The following is a 24,872-nucleotide window of genomic DNA, read 5'->3' as shown; positions in this document are numbered from 1 at the left end:
TCCGGTGGCGTGGGGCGTTCAGGGGGCGAGGGGATCGAGCAGCCGGACGGCGACGTCGGGCGGGAAGCCCTCCTCGCCGCCGCCGACCTGGCGCGCGAATTCGGCGATGCCGGCGAGCTGTTCCTCGCCGAGACTGAAGTCGAGGGCCGTGGTGTAGTAGCGCTCGAGCGTCGCGGCGTCGAACTCCTCCCACTGCGCGGCCTGTTCGCAGACCTTCGCCACCTCCGCCAGGGACAGGTCCCGGGAGGCCAGCAGATCGGCGTGGACCTGGCGCACCAGTGCGGGTTCGCGGGCCAGGAAGTCGCGGCGCGCGGCGAACACGGCGAACACGAAGGGCAGTCCGGTCCAGTCCTTCCACATCCGGCCCAGATCGTGCACCTCCAGGCCCATCCGGGGCGCCTCGTGCAGGGCAGCGCGCAGGGCGGCGTCGCCGATGACCACGGCGGCCTTCGCCTCGGACATCATGGTGCGCAGGTCCGGCGGGCACACGAAGTACTCGGGGTTCACCCCCACGCGCTCCGCCAGCAGCAGCTGCGCCAGACGGACCGACGTGCGGCTCGTCGAACCCAGTGCCACCGGCTGCCCGTCCAGCTCCTCCAGTGGTACCTGGCTGACGATCAGGCAGGACATGACGTCTCCGTCGCTGCCGACCGCGATGTCCGGCAGGGCGACCAGGTCGTCCGCATGCCGCAGGAACTCCAGCAGGCTGATCGGTCCCATGTCGAGATCGCCCGCGGCGAGCGCGTCGTTGAGGCCGTCCGGCGTGTCGGTGTGCAGATCCATGTCGAGGAGGGACCCGGTGCGGGCGAGTCCCCAGAACAGCGGCAGGCAGTTGAGGAACTGTATGTGGCCCACGCGGGGCCGGCGCCGGCGCACAGGCGTCGACCGCACTGTGTCGGGCGCGAGTTGCTGGGTCATGGTGCACAACTCCCGGAACGGGTCGAGGGGGAGGGACAGGGGAGCGCCGTCAGGCTCGGGGGACCGCGGCGGTGAAGTGCTCGTTCAGCACGGCCAGCACCTCGGCCGGCCGTTCCGAGAGGAAGAAGTGCCCGCCGGAGAAGACCCGCACGTCCGATGCGGCCTCGGTGTGCTCACCCCACGCGCGGGCTTCCTCCAACGACGTACGCGGGTCGGCGTCGCCGGTGAGGACGGTCACGGGGCAGCGCACCGCGGCGCCGGGCTCGCAGCGGTACGTCTCGACGGCCCGGTAGTCGCTGCGGATCGCGGGCAGCACCATGCGCAGCAACTCCTCGTCCTGGAGGACCTGGGCGTCGGTGCCGGCCAGAGCGCGCAGTTCGGCGATCACACCGTCGTCGTCGCGCAGGTGCACGTTCTCGTTCCGCACCCGCGAAGGGGCGCGGCGCCCGGAGGCGAACAGCCGGACGGGACCCGCTCCGGTGCGCTCCATGCGACGCGCGACTTCGAAGGCCACCAGGGCGCCCATGCTGTGACCGAAGAACGTCATGGGACGGTCGTCGTCCCACTCCGCGAGGGCAGCGCAGACCTCGTCGGCCAGTGCGGCGATCGAGGCGGGGCCCGCTTCATGCCGCCGGTCCTGACGACCGGGGTACTGGATCGCCGCGACATCGACGCCGGGGCTGAGCGCGGCGGCGACCGGCAGGTAGAAGCTCGCCGAACCGCCCGCGTGCGGGAAGCAGACCAGCCGCTCGGCCGCGTCGGAGGAGGGCCGGAACCTGCGGACCCACAGGTTGTCGGTGGTGGAACTCATCGGACGTGTGTCCTTCCCGTGCGTCGATGTAGCGGCCCGGCGGTGCGGTGGCCGGGGCGGTCCGGTGGTGTGGCGACCCGGCCGCCGGGCGGAGAACGAGGTCACCGGGCGGTGAATCCGGCCACCGGGCGTTGAACCCGGCCGCTCCGGGGCCCGGGTGCGAGAACGAGGGCCTAGTCGGCGGCCTCGGGGCCGTACACCTCGACCCCGTCGGAGACACGGCGCACGTGAATGCATTCGCCGGGGCACTCCTTGACCGAGTCGACCACGTCCGTGAGCAGATCCAGGGCGAAGCGCGTCGTCGCTCCCGGAGCCTGGAGCAGTTCGTCCTGCTCGCTCTTGACGTAGGCGAGCCCGTCGATGTCCAGTTCGAACACCTCGGGGACGTACTGGACACAGATCCCGTCGCCGGTGCACAGGTCCTGGTCGATCCAGACTTCCAGGTCCTCGTCATTCGTCGTCCGTGGGGACATAAACACCTGCCTGGCATGTCGTCGTGGTGTGGACACGGTGCGCGGACATCTGCTCGCGACCGAGCGGAGTGCGCACCGCACACGTGGGGAGTCGTGCACGCGGTACACGAAGGGCCCGGCCACCGCGGCCGGGCCGGTGGGTCACACCCGCATGGGCTGCGGCGACTCGCGCAGTGCCGGGTCGGGGCCGTCGTACTCGCGGATGATCTCGTAGCGGGTGTTGCGCTCCACGGGGCGGAACCCGGCGTCGCGGATGAGGTCCAGCAGGTCCTCGCGGGTCAGCTTGTTCGGCGTGCCGTAGTTGTCGGCGTCGTGCGTGATCTTGTACTCGACGACCGATCCGTCCATGTCGTCCGCGCCGTGCTGGAGCGCGAGCTGCGCGGTCTGGACGCCGTGCATCACCCAGAAGACCTTCACGTGCGGGACGTTGTCGAAGAGCAGCCGCGAGACCGCGAACGTCTTCAGCGCCTCCGCGCCCGTGGCCATCGTGGTCCGGGCCTGGAGCCGGTTGCGGACCTTGCCGTCCTTCATGTCGACGAAGTCGTGCTGGTAGCGCAGCGGGATGAAGACCTGGAAGCCGTTCGTCTCGTCCTGAAGCTCGCGCAGCCGCAGGACGTGGTCGACGCGGTGGCGGGGCTCCTCGATGTGGCCGTACAGCATGGTGGCCGGCGTCTTGAGGCCCTTCTCGTGCGCCAGCCGGTGGATGCGCGACCAGTCCTCCCAGTGGGTGCGGTGGTCGACGATGTGCTGCCGGACCTCCCAGTCGAAGATCTCCGCGCCGCCGCCGGTCAGCGACTCCAGGCCCGCGTCGATCAGCTCGTCCAGGATCTCCGAGGCGGTGAGCCCGCTGATCGTCTCGAAGTGGTGGATCTCCGTCGCCGTGAACGCCTTCAGACCGACGTTCGGCAGCGCCTTCTTCAGCTCGCGCAGCGAGCGCGGGTAGTAGCGCCACGGCAGGTTGGGATGCAGGCCGTTGACGATGTGGAGCTCCGACAGGTGCTCGTTCTCCATCGCCTTGGCCAGACGCACGGCCTCCTCGATGCGCATCGTGTACGCGTCCTGCTCACCCGGCTTGCGCTGGAAGGAGCAGTAGGCGCACGAAGCGGTGCACACGTTGGTCATGTTGAGGTGACGGTTGACGTTGAAGTGGACCACGTCACCGTTCTTGCGGGTCCGCACCTCGTGCGCCAGTCCGCCCAGCCACGCCAGGTCGTCCGACTCGTACAGGGCGATGCCGTCCTCGCGGGACAGCCGCTCCCCGGAGAAGACCTTCTCCTCCAGCTCGCGCTTGAGCCCAGCGTCCATGGCCGGGAACCTCCTCGTTCAGTGCCAGGCGGCACGCGTGGTGACGGTGCGCGCACATGGCATGGGCGTGGTCTGCCGCGTCGACGGTCCCCAGGGCGCGACCGCGACGCCCCGCGGAACCGGCCGTTGCGCCCGGTGGTGGCCGGGCGGCACGGTACGGATCCGCACCACACGGCGACCCGTCGATCCGACCGGCCTCGGCGACCCGCGGAACCGGCCAACGATCCGGCAGCCGCGGGTCCCCGGCCGGACGGCGGGCATCGACGCCGCGTCGGGTGGGGCCCGCTCATCCTCGCGGAGGGCAGTCTGGGGAAAACCCCACATCCGCAACGGCTTTGCTGAGGGCATCGCTGCCGTACCACTGACAAGAACGCTGCCGTACCACGGAAAAGAACGCTGCCGTACCACGGACAAGAAGGAAGGACCGGCCATGACGGCGCCCCTGACCCTCGCGCACTCGCCCTGCCCCAACGACACGTTCGTCTTCCACGCCTGGACCGAGGGGCTGCTCCCCGACGCACCGGGTACACGGCTCACCCTCGCCGACATCGACATCACCAACGGCCTCGCCGAACGCGGCGAACTGGACGTCCTGAAGGTCTCCTACGGTGTGCTGCCGCGCATCCTCGCCGACTACGCGCTGCTGCCCTGCGGTGGCGCCCTGGGCCACGGCTGCGGTCCTCTCGTCCTGGTGGCCGAGCCCGGTGAGCCCGCCGACCTCGCCGGCGCCCGCGTCGCGGTGCCCAGCACCACGTCGACGGCCTACCTGCTGTTCCGGCTCTGGGCGGCCGACGCGATACCGGGCGGTGTCGGCGAGATCGTCGTCCTGCCCTTCCACGAGATCATGCCCGCCGTCCGGGACGGCGCCGTCGACGCCGGACTCGTCATCCACGAAGCCCGTTTCACCTACGGCCGCTACGGTCTGCACTGCACGGCCGACATGGGTGAGGAGTGGGAGAAGCGCACCGGACTGCCCATCCCGCTGGGCGCGATCGTCGCCCGCCGCTCCCTGGGCGAACCCGTACTGCGTCGGCTCACCGACACGATCCGCGCCTCCCTGCGCGCGGCACGGGAGAACCCCGACGCCTCCCGCGCCCATGTCCTGCGGCACGCGCAGGAGATGGAACCGGACGTCGTCGACCAGCACATCGGCCTGTACGTCAACGAGTTCACCGCCGAGCTCGGCCAGGACGGACTGTACGCCGTGCGTACCCTCCTGGACCGCTCGGCCGAGCTCGGCCTCCTGCCGCGCGTCGCCGAGAACGCACTGGACACGACCCTCCGCCTGTGAGCGCGGGACGGCGATCCCGAGGCCCGGCCGGTCTGCGGCCTGCCCGGCAACGCTAGAAGTTCTCTTAGAGCCGCCCGGACCACAGCCCGAAACGGGCGCAACCCTTCCCATAATCGGCCCGAGGGACAGGCCTGGCACCGGGAACGCCGCGGGCCGTCCCGCGAGGGCATCGGACGGCACGCCGGCCCTCTCCAGGCCCCGGCGCCCGTGAGGCGCCGGGGCCGCCCGATGCCCCGTGCCCCACCGCGAGCCTGCGTGCCCGCCGCCGAAGGGAGACCGATCCGTGAGCGAGGACAGGCTGCGCGAGTTCCTGACCCGAGTCTCCAGCGACCTCCAGCGCACCCGCGCCCGGCTGCGCCAGGTCGAGGGCAGGGCAACGGAACCGATCGCCGTCGTCTCCATGAGCTGCCGCTACCCCGGTGGGGTGCGCACGCCGGAAGACCTCTGGCACCTCGTCGACACGGGCACCGACGGCATCTCCGCCTTCCCGGACAACCGCGGCTGGGACCTCGGCGCACTCTACGATCCCGATCCCGCCAACCCCGGCACCTGCTACACCCGGGAAGGCGGCTTCCTCCACGACGCCGCCGACTTCGACCCCGCCTTCTTCGGCATGTCCCCGCGTGAGGCCCTCGCCACCGACCCGCAGCAGCGGATCCTGCTCGAGATCGTCTGGGAATCCCTCGAACGGGCCGGCCTGCGCCCGGCCGACCTGCGCGGAAGCGCCACCGGGGTGTTCGCCGGAGTCATGTACAACGACTACGCCACCCGGTTCCCCGAGCCGCCCCCCGGCGTCGAGGGCCACCTCGGCAACGGCAGCGCCGCGAGCATCGCCTCGGGGCGCGTCTCCTACACCTTCGGCTTCGAGGGGCCCGCCGTCACGGTGGACACCGCGTGCTCCTCCTCCCTCGTCGCCCTCCATCTCGCGGTGCAGTCACTGCGGCAGGGCGAGTGCGACCTCGCCCTCGCGGGCGGTGTCGCCTTCATGTCGACGCCCGTCACCTTCCTGGAGTTCAGCCGACAGCGCGGACTCGCGCCGGACGGCCGCTGCAAGTCCTTCGCCGACGCCACCGACGGCACCGGCTGGAGCGAGGGCGCGGGCGTCCTCCTGCTCGAACGCCTCTCCGACGCGCGTCGCAACGGCCACGAGGTGCTCGCCGTCGTCCGCGGCTCCGCCGTCAACCAGGACGGCGCGAGCAGCGGACTCACCGCCCCCAACGGCCCGTCCCAACAGCGCGTCATCCGGCAGGCGTTGACCTCCGCCGGGCTCTCGCCGCTGGACGTCGACGCCGTCGAGGCGCACGGCACCGGAACCACCCTCGGCGACCCCATCGAGGCCCAGGCACTCCTGGCCGCCTACGGACAGGACCGCGCCGAGGACCGTCCGCTCTGGCTCGGCTCCCTGAAGTCCAACATCGGTCACACCCAGGCCGCCGCCGGCGTCGGCGGAGTCATCAAGATGGTCATGGCGCTGCGCCATGACCGCCTGCCCCGCACCCTGCACGTCGACGCGCCCACCACCAAGGTCGACTGGACCGAGGGCCACGTGCGTCTCCTCACCGAGCCCGTCGTGTGGGCGCCCGGCGACCGGCCCCGGAGGGCCGGGGTTTCCGCATTCGGGGTCTCCGGCACCAACGCCCACGTCATTCTGGAGGAGACCCCGCCGAACGAGGCCGAGGCCACAGAACCGGAAGACGCCGACACGCCGCCCGAACCCACGGCGCCCCCGGTCATCCCGTGGGCCCTCTCCGCCCGGACCGCCGACGCCCTGAGAGCGCAGGCCGCCGGCCTGCTCGACCACCTCGACACACACCCGGAGACCGACGACCTGGCCGTCGCCCACACGCTGACCCTTCGACGCTCCCTCTTCGAACAACGCGCCGTCGTCCTCGGCACCGATCGCGAGACCCTCACCGCGGGCCTCGACGTCCTCGCCGCCGGCGGCACCTCACCCGACGTCGTCACCGCGACCGCCCGCCGGGGTGGGCGGACGGCGTTCTTGTTCTCGGGTCAGGGTGCGCAGCGGGTGGGGATGGGGCGTGGGTTGTATGCGTCGTTCCCGGTGTTCGCGGAGGCGTTCGACGCGGTGTGCGCCGAGGTGGGTGGTGGGTTGCGGGATGTCGTGTTCGGTGGGGACGTGGCGCTGCTGGATCGTACGGAGTGGGCGCAGCCTGCGTTGTTCGCGGTCGAGGTGGCGTTGTTCCGTCTGGTGGAGTCGTTCGGGGTGCGCCCGGACTTCTTGATGGGGCATTCGGTCGGTGAGATCGCTGCCGCGCATGTGGCGGGTGTGTTCTCTCTTGCGGATGCGTGTGCTCTGGTGGTGGCGCGGGGGCGGTTGATGCAGGCGTTGCCCGAGGGCGGGGCGATGGTCGCTCTCCAGGCGGCCGAGGACGAGGTGCTGCCGCTGCTGGTGGGCCGAGAGGCCGAGGTGTCGGTCGCTGCGGTGAACGGCCCCCGCGCGGTGGTGATCGCGGGTGTCGAGGCAGCGGTGACCGAGATCGCCGCCGAGCTGAAGGCGCAAGGTCGTCGGACGTCTCGTCTTCGGGTGTCGCATGCGTTCCATTCGCCGTTGATGGAGCCGATGTTGGAGGCTTTCCGTGAGGTCGCGGAGGGCATCGTCTATGACGCTCCGCTGGTGCCGTTGGTGTCGAATGTGTCCGGGCGGCTCGTGGTGGAGGGCGAGTTGGCGTCGGCGGACTATTGGGTGCGGCATGTGCGTGAGGCGGTGCGGTTCGCCGACGGGATGGGTGTGTTGGCCGGCGAGGGCGTGACCCGTTTCCTGGAGATCGGTCCCGACTCCACCCTCACCGCACTCGCCCGTGCCGTCGCCGAAGAAAGCGGCGACGAAGCCCTTTTCGTCGCGACACTCCGTAAGGAGCGGGACGAGTCTCGGACCACGGTGGCGGCGATGGCGGCGCTGCACGCCTCCGGCAGGCCCGTGGACTGGAAGGCGCTCCTGAACGACACCGACGAGTCCGTCCAGTTGCCCACATACCCCTTCCAGCGGACACGCTACTGGCTCGATCCTGTCGCGAACCACGCCGGACGTCGGGGGGAACACCCGCTGCTCTCGGACGGAATCGGCCTCGCCGACTCCACCACCGTGGTGGCCACGGGACGTCTCTCCCCGCGCACGCAGCCCTGGCTCGGCGAGCTCGCCACGGGCGGCGGCTCACTCGTGGCCGCCTCCGTCCTGACGGACCTGGCTCTTCACGCCGGACGCGGCATCGGCGCCCATCACCTCGCCGAACTGCGCGTCGACGCCCCCCTGCCGCTCCCCACGACAGGGGAGACCGAGGTGCAGACGGTCACCGAGGCAGTCCAGGGCGAGCGGCGTTGGACCTTCGCGCTGTACGCGCGACCGTACGACCCCGACGCCGGCCCGTCGGACGAGGACCGGCCCTGGACCCGCCACGCCCGCGGAACCCTGCTCGACGGCCCCGAAGATCCGGCCGGCCCGAGTCCCGAAGCCTCCGAAGCCACCGCGGCCTGGCCCCCGCCGGGCGCGGTGCCCGTCCACCTGGACGAGGTGTACACGGACCTCGACCTGCCTCGCTCGCAAGCGCTGACAGCAGTCTGGCGCCTGGGAGACGAGGTCTTCGCCGAGGCCGCTCTGCCGGAGACGGCGGAAGCCGAGGCGGCCAGGTTCGCCGTCCACCCCGCCCTCCTGGACTCCGCCCTGCTCGTACTGACGGCAGCCGGACAGCCGGTGCCGCACCTCGTGGCCTGGTCCGGAGTCACCCTCCACGCGCGTGCGGCGGCGAGCATACGGCTGCACGTCGTTCCGCGCTCGACGACGGAAAGCGAGCTCCGGCTGCTGGACGTCACGGGGGCCCCCGTCCTGACCGCCGCGACCGTAGCCGTCCTGCCCTTCGACGCCGAGGAACGTCCCGACGCCGTCCGGCACCACGGCAGCGACCTCTACAGCGTCACGTGGACCGCGGCCGAGGCCGCCACGGAGCGGGACAACGTCGGGGCCGTGGCCCGGAAGAGCCCGGACGAGCTCCTGACCGCCCTGTCGGCCACCTCGGACGACGCCCCCTTCGCCGACCTCGTCGCCCTCCCGTGGCACACCGCGGACGCCGACAGCGGCACCGGGCTCGTGGCCGACGTCCACACTGCCACGGCGCAAGCGCTCCGCCTGCTCCAGCGCTGGCTCACCGAAGCGCGCGCCGACCACTCACGTCTGCTGCTGCTCACTCGCGGTGCGGTAGCCGCACGCCCCGGCGAGACCGTGGTCGACCTGCCCGCCGCCGCGGTGCGAGGGCTGTTCAAGTCGGCCGCGTCGGAGAACCCCGGGCGGATCCTGCTCCTCGACACCGACACCGACACCACTCCCACCGACGACCAGCTCAAGGACGCGGCTGGGCGAGGAAGTGACGAACTCGTACTGCGCGACGCGCAGTTGCTCGCTCCGATGCTGAATCGGGTAGCGGCCCCCGCTCAGCGACCGGCGGCAGCGGCCTTCCCCGCCGACCGGACGGTGCTCGTCACCGGTGGCACCGGCACGGTGGGGTCCGCCACCGTCCGCCACCTCGTGCACCGGCACGGTGTGCGACACCTGCTCCTCGTCACCCGGCGGGGCCCGCAGACCCCGGGCGCTGCCGAACTGATCGCCGAACTCGCCGCCGCCGACGCCCGAGTCACCGTCGTGAGCTGCGACGCCGCCGACCGTGACTCGCTCGCCGACGTCATCCGCGACATCTCGCCCGAACACCCGCTCGGCGCCGTGGTGCACATCGCCGGAACGCTCGACGACCGCGTCGTCACCTCCCTCACCCCTGAGCGACTCACCTCGGTGCTGCGGCCCAAGGTCGACGCGGCGGTCCATCTCCACGAGTTGACGCGACACCTCGACCTGTCGGCGTTCGTGCTGTTCTCCTCGGCCGCCGCCACGTTCGCCGGTCCTGGTCAGGGCAACTACGTCGCCGCGAACTCCTTCCTCGACGCCTTCGCCGTGAGTCTGCGCGGCGACGGACGTCCCGCGGTGTCCGTCGCCTGGGGCCTGTGGGAAGCCGACAGCGTCATGACCAGCGGTCTCACAGGTGCCGCGCAGAGCCGCGCCGCCCGCAACGGCATCGGCGCGCTGCCCACCGGCGACGCCCTCGCCCTCTTCGACCGTGCCCTGACCCACACCGACGTCACCCCGATCCCGCTCCGCCTGGACCGCGCCGCGCTACGCCGGACCGCCGACCGGCTGCCCCCGTTGCTGCGTGCCCTGGCGGGCCGCCCCGCCCTGCGCGAGGCTGCGTCAGCGGCGCGATCCGCCGTCCCGCAGCTCGACCTCCTCGCGCTGCCCGAGTCCCGCCGTCGCGACGCGTTGGCCGCACTCGTGCGGAGCACGCTGGCCGACGTGCTCGGGCACGCCCCCGAGACGCACATCCGCCCGGACACGCCGTTCACGCAGCTGGGACTCGATTCCCTGACTGCGCTGGAGCTGCGGAACTCCCTCAGTAGAGCGAGCGGAGTACGGCTGCCGGCGACCCTCGTCTTCGATCACCCCACGCCCGAAGCGGTCACCGAACTCCTCCAGGCCGAACTGGCGCCGTCTTCGCACACCGACGCCGCCACGGCCGGCTTCTCCGAGTCCGCTGCGCTCGCCGACGATCCCATCGCGATCATCGGCATGGGCTGTCGATTCCCGGGTGGCGTCGAGACCCCGGAACAGTTCTGGGATCTGCTCCTCCAAGGGGAGGACTCCATCGGCGGCTTCCCCACGGACCGTGGCTGGGACAACCTCACCGCATTCGACGACCTGGACGGCGTCGGACGCGACACACCTGCCTACCCGCGTCGGGGTGGGTTCTTGTCGGGTGTGGGTGGGTTCGATGCGGAGTTCTTCGGGGTGTCGCCGCGTGAGGCGTTGGCGATGGATCCGCAGCAGCGGTTGTTGTTGGAGGTGTCGTGGGAGGCGGTGGAGCGGGCGGGGGTGGATCCTCGGTCGTTGCGTGGGAGTCGTACGGGTGTGTTCGTGGGGACGAACGGTCAGGACTATCCGGCATTGTTGAGTGTGTCGGAGGGTGACTTCGGCGGGTATGTCGGCACGGGCAATGCGGCGAGTGTGGCGTCGGGCCGGGTGTCGTATGTGCTGGGTCTGGAGGGTCCGGCGGTGACGGTCGACACGGCGTGCTCGTCGTCGCTGGTCGCCCTGCACCTTGCCGCCCAGTCGCTCCGCTCCGACGAATGCTCGAAGGCCCTCGTCGCAGGCGTCACCGTGATGTCCACTCCCGCTGCTTTCGTGGAGTTCGGTCGTCAGGGTGGTCTGGCGGCGGATGGTCGGTGCAGGGCGTTCGGTGAGGGTGCGGACGGTACGGGGTGGGGTGAGGGGGTGGGTGTTCTTCTTGTGGAGCGGTTGTCGGATGCGCGTCGGCTGGGGCATCGGGTGTTGGCGGTGGTGCGGGGTTCGGCGGTGAACCAGGATGGTGCGTCGAACGGTTTGACGGCTCCGAACGGTCCGTCGCAGCAGCGGGTGATTCGTGCGGCGTTGGGGTCGGCGGGTCTGTCGGCGGTGGATGTGGATGTGGTGGAGGCGCACGGTACGGGGACGAAGCTGGGTGATCCGATCGAGGCGCAGGCGTTGCTGGCGACTTACGGTCAGGGCCGTTCGGAGGGGCGGCCGTTGTGGTTGGGGTCGGTGAAGTCGAATGTGGGTCATACGCAGGCGGCTGCGGGTGTCGCCGGTGTGATCAAGATGGTGCAGGCGTTGCGTCATGGTGTGCTGCCGGCGACGTTGCATGTGGGTGAGCCGTCGTCGCATGTGGACTGGTCGTCGGGTGCGGTGGAGTTGTTGACGGAACAGCGGGCGTGGCCCGAGGAGGGTGGGCGTCCCAGGCGCGCGGGTGTGTCGTCGTTCGGTCTGTCCGGGACGAACGCGCACGTCATCCTCGAACAGGCCCCGATCGAGCCCGCGGACGAGGTTGAGGTTGAGGTTGAGGGCGCGGGTGCGGGTCTGCCGGTGGTGCCGTGGGTGTTGTCCGGACGCAGCTCCGACGCCCTGCGCTCACAAGCCACCCGGCTGCACGCCTACGCGCAGACGAGGGCAGACCTCAACCCCGTTGCTGTGGCCAGTGCTCTGATCGCCACCCGCACGCCTTTCGAGAACCGCGCCGTCGTCTACGGCCGCGATCAAGCGGAACTGCTGGCCGGCCTCCACTGCCTCGCCGTCGGAGATCCCGCGGCCAACCTGGTTCAAGGCACAGCGGCGGATCCCGGCCGGACGGCGTTCTTGTTCTCGGGTCAGGGTGCGCAGCGGGTGGGGATGGGGCGTGGGTTGTATGCGTCGTTCCCGGTGTTCGCGGAGGCGTTCGACGCGGTGTGCGCGCAGGTGGGTGGTGGGTTGCGGGAGGTCGTGTTCGGTGAGGACGTGGCGCTGCTGGATCGTACGGAGTGGGCGCAGCCTGCGTTGTTCGCGGTCGAGGTGGCGTTGTTCCGGCTGGTCGAATCGTTCGGGGTGCGCCCGGACTTCCTGATGGGTCACTCCGTCGGTGAGATCGCTGCCGCGCATGTGGCGGGTGTGTTCTCTCTGGAGGATGCGTGTGCTCTGGTGGTGGCGCGCGGTCGGTTGATGCAGGCGTTGCCGTCGGGTGGTGTGATGGTGGCGGTGGAGGCGGCCGAGGACGAGGTGCTGCCGCTGCTGGTGGGCCGAGAGGCCGAGGTGTCGGTCGCTGCGGTGAACGGCCCCCGCGCGGTGGTGATCGCGGGTGTCGAGGCAGCGGTGACCGAGATCGCCGCCGAGCTGAAGGCGTTGGGCCGTCGGACGTCTCGTCTGCGGGTCTCGCATGCGTTCCATTCGCCGTTGATGGAGCCGATGTTGGAGGCTTTCCGTGAGGTCGCGGAGGGCATCGTCTATGACGCTCCGCTGGTGCCGTTGGTGTCGAATGTGTCCGGGCGGCTCGTGGTGGAGGGCGAGTTGGCGTCGGCGGACGATTGGGTGCGGCATGTGCGTGAGGCGGTGCGGTTCGCCGACGGGATGGGTGTGTTGGCCGGCGAGGGCGTGACCCGTTTCCTGGAGATCGGTCCCGACTCCACCCTCACCGCACTCGCGCAGAGCAGCCTCCCCGACGACACCGGCGACGCACTGTTCGTATCGATGCTCCGCAAGGACAGGAGCGAGGTGGATACCGTTGTCGCGTGCCTTGCCGCCGGATACACGGCAGGGCTCTTCGTCGACTGGACCGCCGTGACCGGTGAGGTCTCCACGGCCGGCGTCGACCTGCCGACATACGCCTTCCAGCGTGAGCGGTTCTGGCCGCAGACCAAGCGCAGTGAAGTCGTGCGCGACGCGGAACTCTGGGAACTCGCCGAACCGGAGGAAGCGCGCGAGCTGGCGCACACGTTGAACATCGGCGAGGACGTCGTCCAGGAGGTCCTGGCGGGACTGTCGGCCCGGCATCGCGATCGCACGGTTCGGGCCGAGGTGGACGGCTGGCAGTACCGTGTCGACTGGCAGGAGGTGGCTCTCACGCCCGGTGACATCCCTTCCGGGCAGTGGCTGGTGCTCCACTCGGCGAGGCACTCGGCCCACCTGGAGACGGTGACCGCTGCTCTGCCCGAGCACCTTCTCCTCTCCCTCGCCGACGAGCCCGACCGTGCGGAGCTGGCCCGCGCCGTCGCTGCCCTTGCGGGCCGGCGGATCGCCGGAGCCGTCGTCCTGTGCGACACACTCGTGCAGGCGCTCATCGCCACACAGGCAATGGGCGACGCGAAGGCAGCAGGGCCCACCTGGCTGGTGACCCGGGGAGCGGTCTCCGTGGGCGAACTCGACGACGGTCCGCTGCAGGCCGAGCAGGCCGCCGTCTGGGGACTGGGACGTGTCGCCGCACTGGAACACCCCGACCGCTGGGGCGGCCTCGTCGATCTGCCGGAGATGCCGGACGCGAACACCGCCGCGCTCCTCGCATCGGTCCTCTCATCCTCCTCGGAGGATCAACTCGCGCTCCGCGAAGGCCGGATACACGTCCGCAGGCTTCGGCAGGCGTTCGCACAGAGGCCCATCGGACCGGGCTGGAAACCGGAAGGAAAGATCCTGGTCACCGGTGGCACCGGTGCTCTCGGCGGGCACGTCGCGCGCTGGCTCGTCCGACGTGGAGCCACCGACCTGGTACTCACCGGCCGTCAGGGCCCAGACGCCGACGGAGCCGACGAACTCGTCGCCGAGCTCCGCGACTCGGGTGCGCAACGCGTGAGCGTCGAGCGTTGCGACGTGTCCGACCGGGCGGCGGTCGCCGACCTGCTCTCCCGGCACCGCGTCAGCGCCGTCTTCCATGTCGCCGGCGTCCCCGACCACATGCCCTTCGACGACATCGACGCCGCTCATGTGGGGCGGGTGGTGGGGGCGAAGGCGTGGGGTGCGGTGTATCTGGATGAGTTGACGCGTGGTTGGGATCTGTCTGCGTTCGTGGTGTTCTCGTCGATTGCGGGTGTGTGGGGGAGTGGGGGGCAGGGGGCGTATGCGGCGGCGAATGCGTGGGCTGATGCGGTGGTGGAGTCGCGTCGTGGTCGTGGTCTGGTGGGTGTGTCGGTGGGGTGGGGTCCTTGGGCGGGTGGGGGGATGGTGTCGGGTGAGGGTGCGGTGGAGTTGGGTCGTCGTGGGTTGCGGGTGATGGATCCGGGGCGTGCTCTGGTGGGGTTGGGGTCGGTGTTGGAGGGCGGTGGGGGTTCGGTGGTGGTGGCTGATGTGGAGTGGGACCGGTTCGTTCCGGCGTTCACCAGCCGCCGTCCCAGCCCCCTGCTCACCACCCTGCCGCGCCTGACCGGCCCGGACGTCGTCGAAGAGCACACGACCGAAGACGCCCGAGCCGTCCTTACCGCCCGATTGGCGCACCGGCCTGAGAAGGAACGTCTGCGCGCGTTGCGGGAACTGGTCCGCAAGCGGGCCGGGGTGGTGCTCGGTCGACCCGAAGGCTCGGCCCTGGACCTCGACCGGCCCTTCAACGACGTGGGTTTCGACTCCCTCACCGCCGTCGAACTCCGCAATCAGCTCCACGCCGAGACGGGGCTGCGGCTGCCGTCGACGCTGGTCTTCGACCATCCGAGTCCCCGCCACCTCGCCGATCACCTGCATGACGAGCTGTTCGGCCGGCAGGGCCTCAGGGATACAGAGCCGGGAGCGCCGTTGCGGCCAGGACGAGGTGACGAGTCCTCGCTCCGTGACGCACTCGCCGCGATCCCCTTCTCGCGTTGGGAGGAGAGCGGCCTGCTGTCAGCTGTCCTGTCGTTGGCGGACAGCGGCCCGATCGGACGGGCCACTGAAGAGGCCCTCCCGTCCGGGCCCACGGCGTACGGCACCGCCCGCCTCACGGGCACATCCGAGCATCCCCAGGACGACGACGAGTCCGTATCCGTATCCGGCGCGATCGACGCCATGGACGTCGACGCACTCGTTCAACTGGCCCTGGGCGACTCCACCTCCTGAGGCACCACCCCACCGCCACGTCTTCCCGTCCGCCCGCGAACGGGCCACGAACCAGTGGAGTTTGAGCATGCCCACTTCCGAAGAGCGCGTCGTCGCCGCGCTGCGCGCCTCCCTGACCGAGAACGAGCGACTGCGCCAGCGCAACGACGAACTCAGCCGGGCAGCGAGCGAACCCATCGCCATTGTCGGCATGGCGTGCCGCTACCCCGGTGACGTCACCACCCCGGAACAGCTGTGGGAACTGGTCGCGGCCGGCGTCGACGCCATCACGCCGTTCCCCGCGGACCGTGGCTGGGAGCTGACCGACGGCGCCTCCTCGGCGACCCTGGGACAGGGCGGATTCGTCGCCACGGCCACGGATTTCGACGCCGCCTTCTTCGGGGTGTCACCTCGCGAGGCCGTCGCGATGGACCCCCAACAGCGTCTCGTTCTGGAGGCGTCCTGGGAGGCGCTGGAGCGCGCAGGCATCAAGCCCGCCTCCGTGCGCGGCAGTCGCACCGGCGTCTTCGTCGGATGCAGCAACCAGAACTACGGGGCCGTCTCGGGAGACGACCTGCCGGAGGGCGTCGAGGGTCACTTGCTGACCGGCAACGCCGCGAGCGTCGTCTCGGGCCGGGTGTCGTACGTGCTGGGTCTGGAGGGTCCGGCGGTGACGGTGGACACGGCGTGCTCGTCGTCGTTGGTGGCTCTGCATCTGGCGGCGCAGGCGCTGCGGTCGGGGGAGTGCGACCTGGCCCTGGCCGGCGGCGTCACCGTGATGTCCACCCCCGATGTCTTTGTCGAGTTCGGTCGTCAGGGTGGTCTGGCGGCGGATGGTCGGTGCAGGGCGTTCGGTGAGGGTGCGGACGGTACGGGGTGGGGTGAGGGGGTGGGTGTTCTTCTTGTGGAGCGGTTGTCGGATGCGCGTCGGCTGGGGCATCGGGTGTTGGCGGTGGTGCGGGGTTCGGCGGTGAACCAGGATGGTGCGTCGAATGGTTTGACGGCTCCGAACGGTCCGTCGCAGCAGCGGGTGATTCGTGCGGCGTTGGGGTCGGCGGGTCTGTCGGCGGTGGATGTGGATGTGGTGGAGGCGCACGGCACGGGGACGAAGCTGGGTGACCCGATCGAGGCGCAGGCGTTGCTGGCGACCTATGGTCAGGGCCGTGGGGAGGGGCGGCCGTTGTGGTTGGGGTCGGTGAAGTCGAATGTGGGTCATACGCAGGCGGCTGCGGGTGTCGCCGGTGTGATCAAGATGGTGCAGGCGTTGCGTCATGGTGTGCTGCCGGCGACGTTGCATGTGGACGCACCGTCGTCGCATGTGGACTGGTCTGCGGGGGACGTCCGGCTGCTGACGGAACAGCAGCCGTGGCCCCGCACCGGCCGCCCCAGGGTGGCCGGCGTCTCCGCCTTCGGGGTCAGCGGTACCAACGCCCATGTCATCCTCGAACAGGCCCCGATGGTGGACCCCCAGGCCGACTCCGCCCTTGCCGCCTCGCACCCCGCACCGGCCGTCTGGCCGCTCTCAGGCCGGACCGAGGAGGCCCTGCGTTCCCAGGCGCGCTCTCTCGCGACGTTCGCCGACAGGCGATCCGACATCGCACCCGGTCGTGCCGGCCTGTGCCTGGCGACGGCGCGGACGCACTTCGAGCATCGGGCCGTGGTCGTCACCGAGGACGCCACCGGCCTCGTCGAGGCTCTCAACGCGTTGGCACGCGGCACTGCTTCGACAGACGTGATCGTCGGACAAGACAACGGTGACGCGCGACAGGCGTTCTTGTTCTCGGGTCAGGGTGCGCAGCGGGCGGGGATGGGGCGTGGGTTGTATGCGTCGTTCCCGGTGTTCGCGGAGGCGTTCGACGCGGTGTGCGCGCAGGTGGGTGGTGGGTTGCGGGAGGTCGTGTTCGGTGAGGACGTGGCGCTGCTGGATCGTACGGAGTGGGCGCAGCCTGCGTTGTTCGCGGTCGAGGTGGCGTTGTTCCGTCTGGTGGAGTCGTTCGGGGTGCGCCCGGACTTCCTGATGGGGCATTCGGTCGGTGAGATCGCTGCCGCGCACGTGGCGGGTGTGTTCTCTCTTGCGGATGCGTGTGCTCTGGTGGTGGCGCGCGGTCGGTTGATGCAGGCGTTGCCCGAGGGTGGCGCGATGGTCGCTCTCCAGGCGGCCGAGGACGAGGTGCTGCCGCTGCTGGTGGGCCGAGAGGCCGAGGTGTCGGTCGCTGCGGTGAACGGCCCCCGCGCGGTGGTGATCGCGGGTGTCGAGGCGGCCGTCACGGAGATAGCCGACCAGTTCAAGGCGCAAGGTCGTCGGACGTCTCGTCTTCGGGTGTCGCATGCGTTCCATTCGCCGTTGATGGAGCCGATGTTGGAGGCTTTCCGTGAGGTCGCGGAGGGTGTCTTCTACGGTTCTGCGTCGGTGCCGTTGGTGTCGAATGTGTCCGGGCGGCTCGTGGTGGAGGGCGAGTTGGCGTCGGCGGACTATTGGGTGCGGCATGTGCGTGAGGCGGTGCGGTTCGCCGACGGGATGGGTGTGTTGGCCGGCGAGGGCGTGACCCGTTTCCTGGAGATCGGCCCCGACTCCACCCTCACCGCACTCGCGCAGAACAGCCTCCCCGACGACACCGGCGACGCACTGTTCGTATCGATGCTCCGCAAGGACGGTTCTGAGCACCTGGCGGCCCTGCGGGCGGTGGCGAAGCTCCACGTCGACGGCGCGGACATCGACTGGCCGCCCGTGCTGGGGGGCGGCACGGGCGACGGCGGCGAACCCGTCGACCTGCCGACGTATCCGTTCCAGCGGCAGCGCTATTGGCTCGCCCCGAGCCAACCGCCGGTCGGCGGCCCGTCGGGTCCGACGCGGGCTTCCGTCGTGGTCGACGCGGAGTTCTGGGCTTCCGTGGCGGGCGAGGACGTGCCGACTCTCGCGGCCGGCCTCGACCTGGCGCCCGACGCTCTCGCTCCGGTCGTCCCAGCCCTCGCGAAGTGGTACCACCGACGACAGGAGCAGGCAGCGATCGACGCCCTGCGGTACGAGGTGTCCTGGCGGCCGCTGACCCGCGACGACGAGATCCGGCCGGGGGCACGCGCGTCCGGCACCGGGAACTGGACGGTCCTGTTCCCGTCCGACGCCGAGGGCGACTCGCGGGAGACGATGAACAGCCTCGTCTCCGGACTCCGGAGGCAGGGACTCACCCCGCACATCATCGAAGTGGACGCGGCCGACCCCCGAGCATGCGCCGAGGCCCTCCGCCTTCTCGTGGACGGGACCGACACGTCCGACGCCACCCGAAGCCCGGACGGCATCCTCTCGCTCCTCGCTTTCGCCACGTCGGTCGGGCCGGCCGTGGGGGCGCTCAACGCGCTGCGCGCGCTGGCCGACGCCCGCATTCCGGGCGTACGACTCTGGGCCCTCACCCAAGGCGCCGTCGCAGTCGGCAGGACCGAAAGCGTCGCTCGCTTCTCGCACAACGCCGTATGGGGACTGGGACGCGTCGCGGCGCTCGAGCACCCGGATGTCTGGGGCGGTTCGATAGATCTGCCCGAGCGCGTCGACGACCGGGCGTGCAGCCGTCTCGTGCACGCGCTGACGCGTTTGAAGGGCGGCGAGGACCAGATCGCCGTCCGCTCGCACGGTGTCTTCGGCCGTCGGCTCGAGCAGTCCGCGCCGTTGCCGCAGCCCGCCGTTCCCTGGCAGCCGAACGGGACGGTGCTGATCACGGGGGGCACCGGAGCCCTGGGGGCACACGTGGCCCGCTGGGCCGTATTGCGCGGCGCCCGCGATCTCGTCCTGGTGAGCCGCAGCGGCGAAACCGCGCCCGGTGCCGCCGAGCTGCGCGGCGAGTTGGAGCAGGCGGGTGCGCGGGTCACCGTGCGAGGCATGGACGTCTCCGTGCGCGCGGACCTCGTCGCCCTTTTTGCCGAGCACTCCTTCGATGCCGTCTTCCACACGGCCGGGGTGCTGGACGACGCCACGTTGCTGTCGACCGACGCCGAACGCGTCGATCGGATCATGCGTCCCAAGACGTCGGCCGCCCATCTGCTCGACCAGCTGACCCGCGACAGGGAACTCTCCGCGTTCGTCCTCTTCTCCTCGCTGGCAGGAACACTGGGGAGCCCGGGGCAGGGCGCCTACGCCGCCGCCAACGCGGTCCTTGACGCTCTCGCCGAGCGTCGGCGAGCCGACGGCCTCACCGCCACGTCCATCGCCTGGGGGCCGTGGGCGGGGGACGGGATGGCCGTCGTGTCCGGTGACCGGCGGCGCGGCCAAGGCGCCATGACCGCACTCGCACCGCAAATCGCGCTGTCCGCCCTCGGCGCGGTACTGGACGCGGGCATCACCACGCAGCTCGTCGTGGACGCAGACTGGAAGCGTTTCGTCCCCGCGTTCACCACCACCCGCCCCAGCGCCCTCCTCTCCCGCCTCGCGGTTCCCGTCGCCACCACCGGAACGGGCGGCGCCGCGAGAGCCGGTGAGGCCGACGGCAGCCTGCGGTCGCGGGCGGCCGGGCTGCCGCGTGAGACCGGGCGGCGCCTCGTACTGGAGGAGGTGCGGAAGCTGGCGGCCGCCATGCTCGGACACGAGGGTGCCGAACAGGTCGGCGCGGAGCGGGCCTTCCGCGATCTGGGCGTGGACTCGTTGATCGCGGTGGAGTTGCGCAACGTCCTGGCCTCCGTGTCGGGCGTCGCCCTCCCGGCGACGGCGGTCTTCGACCATCCGACCCCGCAGGCGCTCGCGACTTTCGTCTACGACGAGTTGTTCGGGGACGAGACCGCCGCTGCCATAACGCCGTACGGGACCACTGCGGTCGCGGTGGACGAGCCGGTGGCGATCGTGGGTATGGCCTGCCGTTTTCCCGGTGACGTCGAGACCCCGGAACAGTTCTGGGAGCTGCTCGCAGAGGGCCGCGAGGGCATCGGGGACTTCCCCGCCGACCGCGGCTGGGCTGCGCTGCAACCTGTCTACGACCGGTACGCCAACGAGGACGGCATGGCCGGTGAGTACCCGCGTCGGGGTGGGTTCTTGTCGGGTGTGGGTGGGTTCGATGCGGAGTTCTTCGGGGTGTCGCCGCGTGAGGCGTTGGCGATGGATCCGCAGCAGCGGTTGTTGTTGGAGGTGTCGTGGGAGGCGGTGGAGCGGGCGGGGGTGGATCCTCGGTCGTTGCGTGGGAGTCGTACGGGTGTGTTCGTGGGGACGAACGGTCAGGATTATCCGGCGTTGTTGAGTGTGTCGGAGGGTGACTTCGGCGGGTATGTCGGCACGGGCAATGCGGCGAGTGTGGCGTCGGGCCGGGTGTCGTATGTGCTGGGTCTGGAGGGTCCGGCGGTGACGGTGGACACGGCGTGCTCGTCGTCGTTGGTGGCTCTGCATCTGGCGGCGCAGGCGCTGCGGTCGGGGGAGTGCGACCTGGCCCTGGCCGGCGGCGTCACCGTCATGTCGACGCCGGGTGCTTTCGTGGAGTTCGGTCGTCAGGGTGGTCTGGCGGCGGATGGTCGGTGCAGGGCGTTCGGTGAGGGTGCGGACGGTACGGGGTGGGGTGAGGGGGTGGGTGTTCTTCTTGTGGAGCGGTTGTCGGATGCGCGTCGGCTGGGGCATCGGGTGTTGGCGGTGGTGCGGGGTTCGGCGGTGAACCAGGATGGTGCGTCGAACGGTTTGACGGCTCCGAACGGTCCGTCGCAGCAGCGGGTGATTCGTGCGGCGTTGGGGTCGGCGGGTCTGTCGGCGGTGGATGTGGATGTGGTGGAGGCGCACGGTACGGGGACGAAGCTGGGTGATCCGATCGAGGCGCAGGCGTTGCTGGCGACCTATGGTCAGGGCCGTGGGGAGGGGCGGCCGTTGTGGTTGGGGTCGGTGAAGTCGAATGTGGGTCATACGCAGGCGGCTGCGGGTGTCGCCGGTGTGATCAAGATGGTGCAGGCGTTGCGTCATGGTGTGCTGCCGGCGACGTTGCATGTGGACGCACCGTCGTCGCATGTGGACTGGTCTGCGGGGAACGTCCGGCTGCTGACGGAACGGCAGCCGTGGCCCGAGGAGGGTGGGCGTCCCAGGCGTGCGGGTGTGTCGTCGTTCGGTCTGTCCGGGACGAACGCGCACGTGATTCTCGAACAGGCCCCGACCGAGCCGGTATCGCCGGAAAAACGCAGCGCGGCGGACGACGGAGCTGTACTGCCCTGGCTCGTCAGTGGTCACACTGAAGGGGCTCTGCACGCCCAGGCCTCACGGTTGCTCACGATGCTCGAAGAGCGGGACGACTCGTCGTCCGCCGACCTGACCCGCGCGTTGGCCACGAGCCGTACCTCCTTCGAGCGCCGAGCCGTGGTGCTCGCAGCCACCCGTCAGGAGCTGGCCGAAGAACTGCGTGGCCTCCAGCTGGGTGCGCCCGGACTGCGCACCGTCGTGGGCGAAGGACTCCGGGGTGGGCGGACGGCGTTCTTGTTCTCGGGTCAGGGTGCGCAGCGGGTGGGGATGGGGCGTGGGTTGTATGCGTCGTTCCCGGTGTTCGCGGAGGCGTTCGACGCGGTGTGCGCCGAGGTGGGTGGTGGGTTGCGGGAGGTCGTGTTCGGTGAGGACGTGGCGCTGCTGGATCGTACGCAGTGGGCGCAGCCTGCGTTGTTCGCGGTCGAGGTGGCGTTGTTCCGTCTGGTGGAGTCGTTCGGGGTGCGCCCGGACTTCCTGATGGGGCATTCGGTCGGTGAGATCGCTGCCGCGCATGTGGCGGGTGTGTTCTCTCTTGCGGATGCGTGTGCTCTGGTGGTGGCGCGGGGGCGGTTGATGCAGGCGTTGCCCGAGGGTGGCGCGATGGTCGCTCTCCAGGCGGCCGAGGACGAGGTGCTGCCGCTGCTGGAGGGCCGTCAGACGGAGGTGTCGGTCGCTGCGGTGAACGGCCCCCGCGCGGTGGTGATCGCGGGTGTCGAGGCGGCCGTCACGGAGATAGCCGACCAGTTCAAGGCACAAGGTCGTCGGACGTCTCGTCTTCGGGTGTCGCATGCGTTCCATTCGCCGTTGATGGAGCCGATGTTGGAGGCTTTCCGTGAGGTCGCGGAGGGCATCGTCTATGACGCTCCGCTCGTGCCGTTGGTGTCGAACGTGTCCGGGCGGCTCGTGGTGGAGGGCGAGTTGGCGTCGGCGGACTATTGGGTGCGGCATGTGCGTGAGGCGGTGCGGTTCGCCGACGGGATCAGTGTGCTCGCTGCCGAGGGCGTGACCCGTTTCCTGGAGATCGGCCCCGACTCCACCCTCACCGCACTCGCGCAGAACAGCCTCCCCGACGACACCGGCGACGCACTGTTCGTATCGATGCTCCGCAAGGACGGTTCCGAGCACCTGGCGGCCCTGCGGGCGGTGGCGAAGCTCCACGTCGACGGCGCGGACATCGACTGGCCGCCCGTGCTGGGGGGCGGCACGGGCGACGGCGGCGAACCCGTCGACCTGCCCACCTACGCCTTCCAGCACACCGATTTCTGGCCCACGGTCACCGCTCGCACGGTGGCGTCGGCGAATCCGCCCGTCTCCGACGGCGACGCGTCCTTCTGGTCGATGGTGGAGGAGGGGACCCACGAACTCGCGGCGACCCTCGGGGTGCCCGAGGAGGCGCTGGAGGCCGTGCTGCCCGCGCTGACGGAACTGCGTCGCGAGCAGGTGACGCGCGCCGAAGTCGACGGCTGGAAGTACGACGTCGGATGGGAACCGGTGGCACTGCCGGCCTCGACGCCTCCGGACGGGCGTTGGCTGCTGCTACAGGGACCTGACGCTCTTCCCCTCGCGGGGCTCGATCGGTTCCTCCCCGGTCTGGAGCGGCTCACCTGCGACGCGCGGGACAGGAAATCGCTCACGGATCTTCTGCGGTCGGCCACCGAGGAGACCGCGCCGACCGGTGTGCTCTCCTGCCTCTCCCTGCCGGGTCTCGCTGACGACCGTGTCGTCGCCGGTCCGGACGCTGACGTGGTGCACGCCATGACTCTCGTCCAGGCCCTCGGTGACGCAGGCGTCGCAGCGCCCCTGTGGGTCGTCACCCGGGCAGGGTTCGGACCCGGCCGCGCCCCCGACCATCCGGCGCAGGCCGCGATATGGGGGTTCGGCCGGGTGGCCGCTCTCGAACACCCGGACCGCTGGGGCGGCCTCGTCGATCTGCCGACGACGCCGAACGACGGGGAACTCGCCGCTCTCGCCTCGGTGCTGGCGTATCGCGGCGAAGACCAAGTGGCGTTGAGCGGCGGGCAGGTCTTCGGCCGTCGGCTGCGTCCGGCACCGCTGAACGGAACGGAACCGGTCTCTTCGCAGAGCCACGCCCGTTCGGCTCCGCGGCGACTGCTCGTCACCGGGGGGACCGGTGTGCTCGGGGTGCGCGTCGCCGAGTGGTTCGTCGCACGCGGGACGGAGGAGCTCGTACTGACCAGCAGGAGCGGTCCGGACGCTCCCGGTCTGGCAGACACCGTCCTTCGACTGCGGGCGGCCGGAGCCGAACGCGTCGACGTCGTCGCGTGCGACGTCGCCGACCGCTCCCAGGTCGCTGCCCTCCTCGAAGCCCACCGTGTCGACGGCATCGCTCATGTGGCCGGTGTCCTGGACATGGAGGAGATCGACGCGATGACGCCCGCTCATGTGGGGCGGGTGGTGGGGGCGAAGGCGTGGGGTGCGGTGTATTTGGATGAGTTGACGCGTGGTTGGGATCTGTCTGCGTTCGTGGTGTTCTCGTCGATTGCGGGTGTGTGGGGGAGTGGGGGGCAGGGGGCGTATGCGGCGGCGAATGCGTGGGCTGATGCGGTGGTGGAGTCGCGTCGTGGTCGTGGTCTGGTGGGTGTGTCGGTGGGGTGGGGTCCTTGGGCGGGTGGGGGGATGGTGTCGGGTGAGGGTGCGGTGGAGTTGGGTCGTCGTGGGTTGCGGGTGATGGATCCGGGGCGTGCTCTGGTGGGGTTGGGGTCGGTGTTGGAGGGCGGTGGGGGTTCGGTGGTGGTGGCTGATGTGGAGTGGGACCGGTTCGTTCCGGCGTTCACCAGCCGCCGTCCCAGCCCCCTGCTCACCACCCTCCCCCAGGCGGCCGAGATCCTGACGGCCCTCGGGGCGCCGTCCGCGCCCTCCGCCGCCGGCGCCCTGACGGCCCTGGCCGAGCGCGTCGCCGCCCTGCCGCCCCAAGGGCGCGCCGATGCCCTCCTCGAGCACGTACGGCGGGCCGCGGGCAGGGCCCTTGGCCACGACGGCACGACAGTGATGGCCGCGGACCGGGCGTTCCGCGACATGGGGTTCGACTCGCTGACCGCCGTGGAGCTGCGCAACGCCCTGATCAAGGACACCGGTCTGGCGCTGCCCGCGACCCTGGTGTTCGACCATCCCACCCCGGCGGCTCTGGCACAGCACCTCGACGCCGAACTGTCCGGGGAGAGCGGGACGATGGCGACCATGCTGGCGGACCTGGAAGCGGGTATCGCCCGCATCATGAAGGCGGATCCCGATCAGGACGCCCGCTCGTTGCTCGGCGCCCGGCTCCGGACCCTGTTGAGCGAGATCGAACTCCTCGGAGCCGGTCCTGACGTTCACGGCCCGTCGCTCGGCGACCGGCTGGACGGGGCCAGCGACGAGGAACTGTTCGACCTCATCAGCCGCGAGCTGGAGCAGTAGCCGCCGGTATCGGCCGCCGGAGGCCGGACCGCTGCGTCCCGCGGCAACAGCCCCACCGCGTCGACGTGTCGACG

7 protein-coding genes are annotated in these 24,872 nt (G+C 70.6%); 3 read left to right on the top strand and 4 right to left on the bottom strand.

What is annotated here, in order from left to right:
* Positions 1 to 18 precede the first annotated feature (18 nt).
* From OHS82_RS06540 to mqnE, 4 genes are all read right to left on the bottom strand, one after another.
* A complete protein-coding gene (locus tag OHS82_RS06540; protein ID WP_057583928.1) occupies positions 19 to 918 on the bottom strand; it encodes a menaquinone biosynthetic enzyme MqnA/MqnD family protein in 900 nt (299 codons plus the stop codon).
* Positions 919 to 967: 49 nt separating this feature from the next.
* Positions 968 to 1,729, bottom strand: coding sequence for a thioesterase II family protein (locus OHS82_RS06535; RefSeq protein WP_057583929.1), 762 nt, complete (start codon positions 1,727 to 1,729; stop codon positions 968 to 970).
* 173 nt (positions 1,730 to 1,902) lie between these two features.
* Positions 1,903 to 2,202, bottom strand: a complete 300-nt coding sequence (locus OHS82_RS06530; protein ID WP_057583930.1) for a ferredoxin — start codon at positions 2,200 to 2,202, stop codon at positions 1,903 to 1,905.
* Positions 2,203 to 2,343: 141 nt separating this feature from the next.
* Positions 2,344 to 3,507, bottom strand: coding sequence for an aminofutalosine synthase MqnE (gene mqnE / locus OHS82_RS06525; RefSeq protein WP_266716231.1), 1,164 nt, complete (start codon positions 3,505 to 3,507; stop codon positions 2,344 to 2,346).
* A 430-nt stretch (positions 3,508 to 3,937) separates the two neighbouring features.
* Between mqnE and OHS82_RS06520 the strand changes: the two genes are divergently transcribed.
* The 3 genes from OHS82_RS06520 (at position 3,938) to OHS82_RS06510 (ending at position 24,798) form a co-directional block, all read left to right on the top strand.
* Positions 3,938 to 4,798, top strand: a complete 861-nt coding sequence (locus tag OHS82_RS06520; protein ID WP_057584794.1) for a 1,4-dihydroxy-6-naphthoate synthase — start codon at positions 3,938 to 3,940, stop codon at positions 4,796 to 4,798.
* Positions 4,799 to 5,033: 235 nt separating this feature from the next.
* Positions 5,034 to 15,212 carry a type I polyketide synthase gene (locus OHS82_RS06515; RefSeq protein ID WP_443061771.1) on the top strand — a complete coding sequence of 3,393 codons (10,179 nt, stop codon included), beginning with the start codon at positions 5,034 to 5,036 and terminating at the stop codon, positions 15,210 to 15,212.
* 61 nt (positions 15,213 to 15,273) lie between these two features.
* A complete protein-coding gene (locus OHS82_RS06510) occupies positions 15,274 to 24,798 on the top strand; it encodes a type I polyketide synthase (protein ID WP_443061770.1) in 9,525 nt (3,174 codons plus the stop codon).
* Positions 24,799 to 24,872: the final 74 nt, after the last annotated feature.

Origin of the sequence: Streptomyces sp. NBC_00425, assembly GCF_036030735.1 — a bacterium.
Taxonomy (GTDB): domain Bacteria; phylum Actinomycetota; class Actinomycetes; order Streptomycetales; family Streptomycetaceae; genus Streptomyces.
Note: the sequence above shows the minus strand (reverse complement) of the source record. Positions and strands in the feature narration are given on the sequence as shown.

Excerpts from the sequence above, each read along its gene's own strand:
- OHS82_RS06520 (WP_057584794.1), top strand. The coding sequence starts at position 3,938 with ATGACGGCGCCCCTGACCCTCGCGCACTCGCCCTGCCCCAACGACACG.
- OHS82_RS06540 (WP_057583928.1), bottom strand. The coding sequence starts at position 918 with ATGACCCAGCAACTCGCGCCCGACACAGTGCGGTCGACGCCTGTGCGC.
- mqnE (WP_266716231.1), bottom strand. The coding sequence starts at position 3,507 with ATGGACGCTGGGCTCAAGCGCGAGCTGGAGGAGAAGGTCTTCTCCGGG.
- OHS82_RS06535 (WP_057583929.1), bottom strand. The coding sequence starts at position 1,729 with ATGAGTTCCACCACCGACAACCTGTGGGTCCGCAGGTTCCGGCCCTCC.
- OHS82_RS06530 (WP_057583930.1), bottom strand. The coding sequence starts at position 2,202 with ATGTCCCCACGGACGACGAATGACGAGGACCTGGAAGTCTGGATCGAC.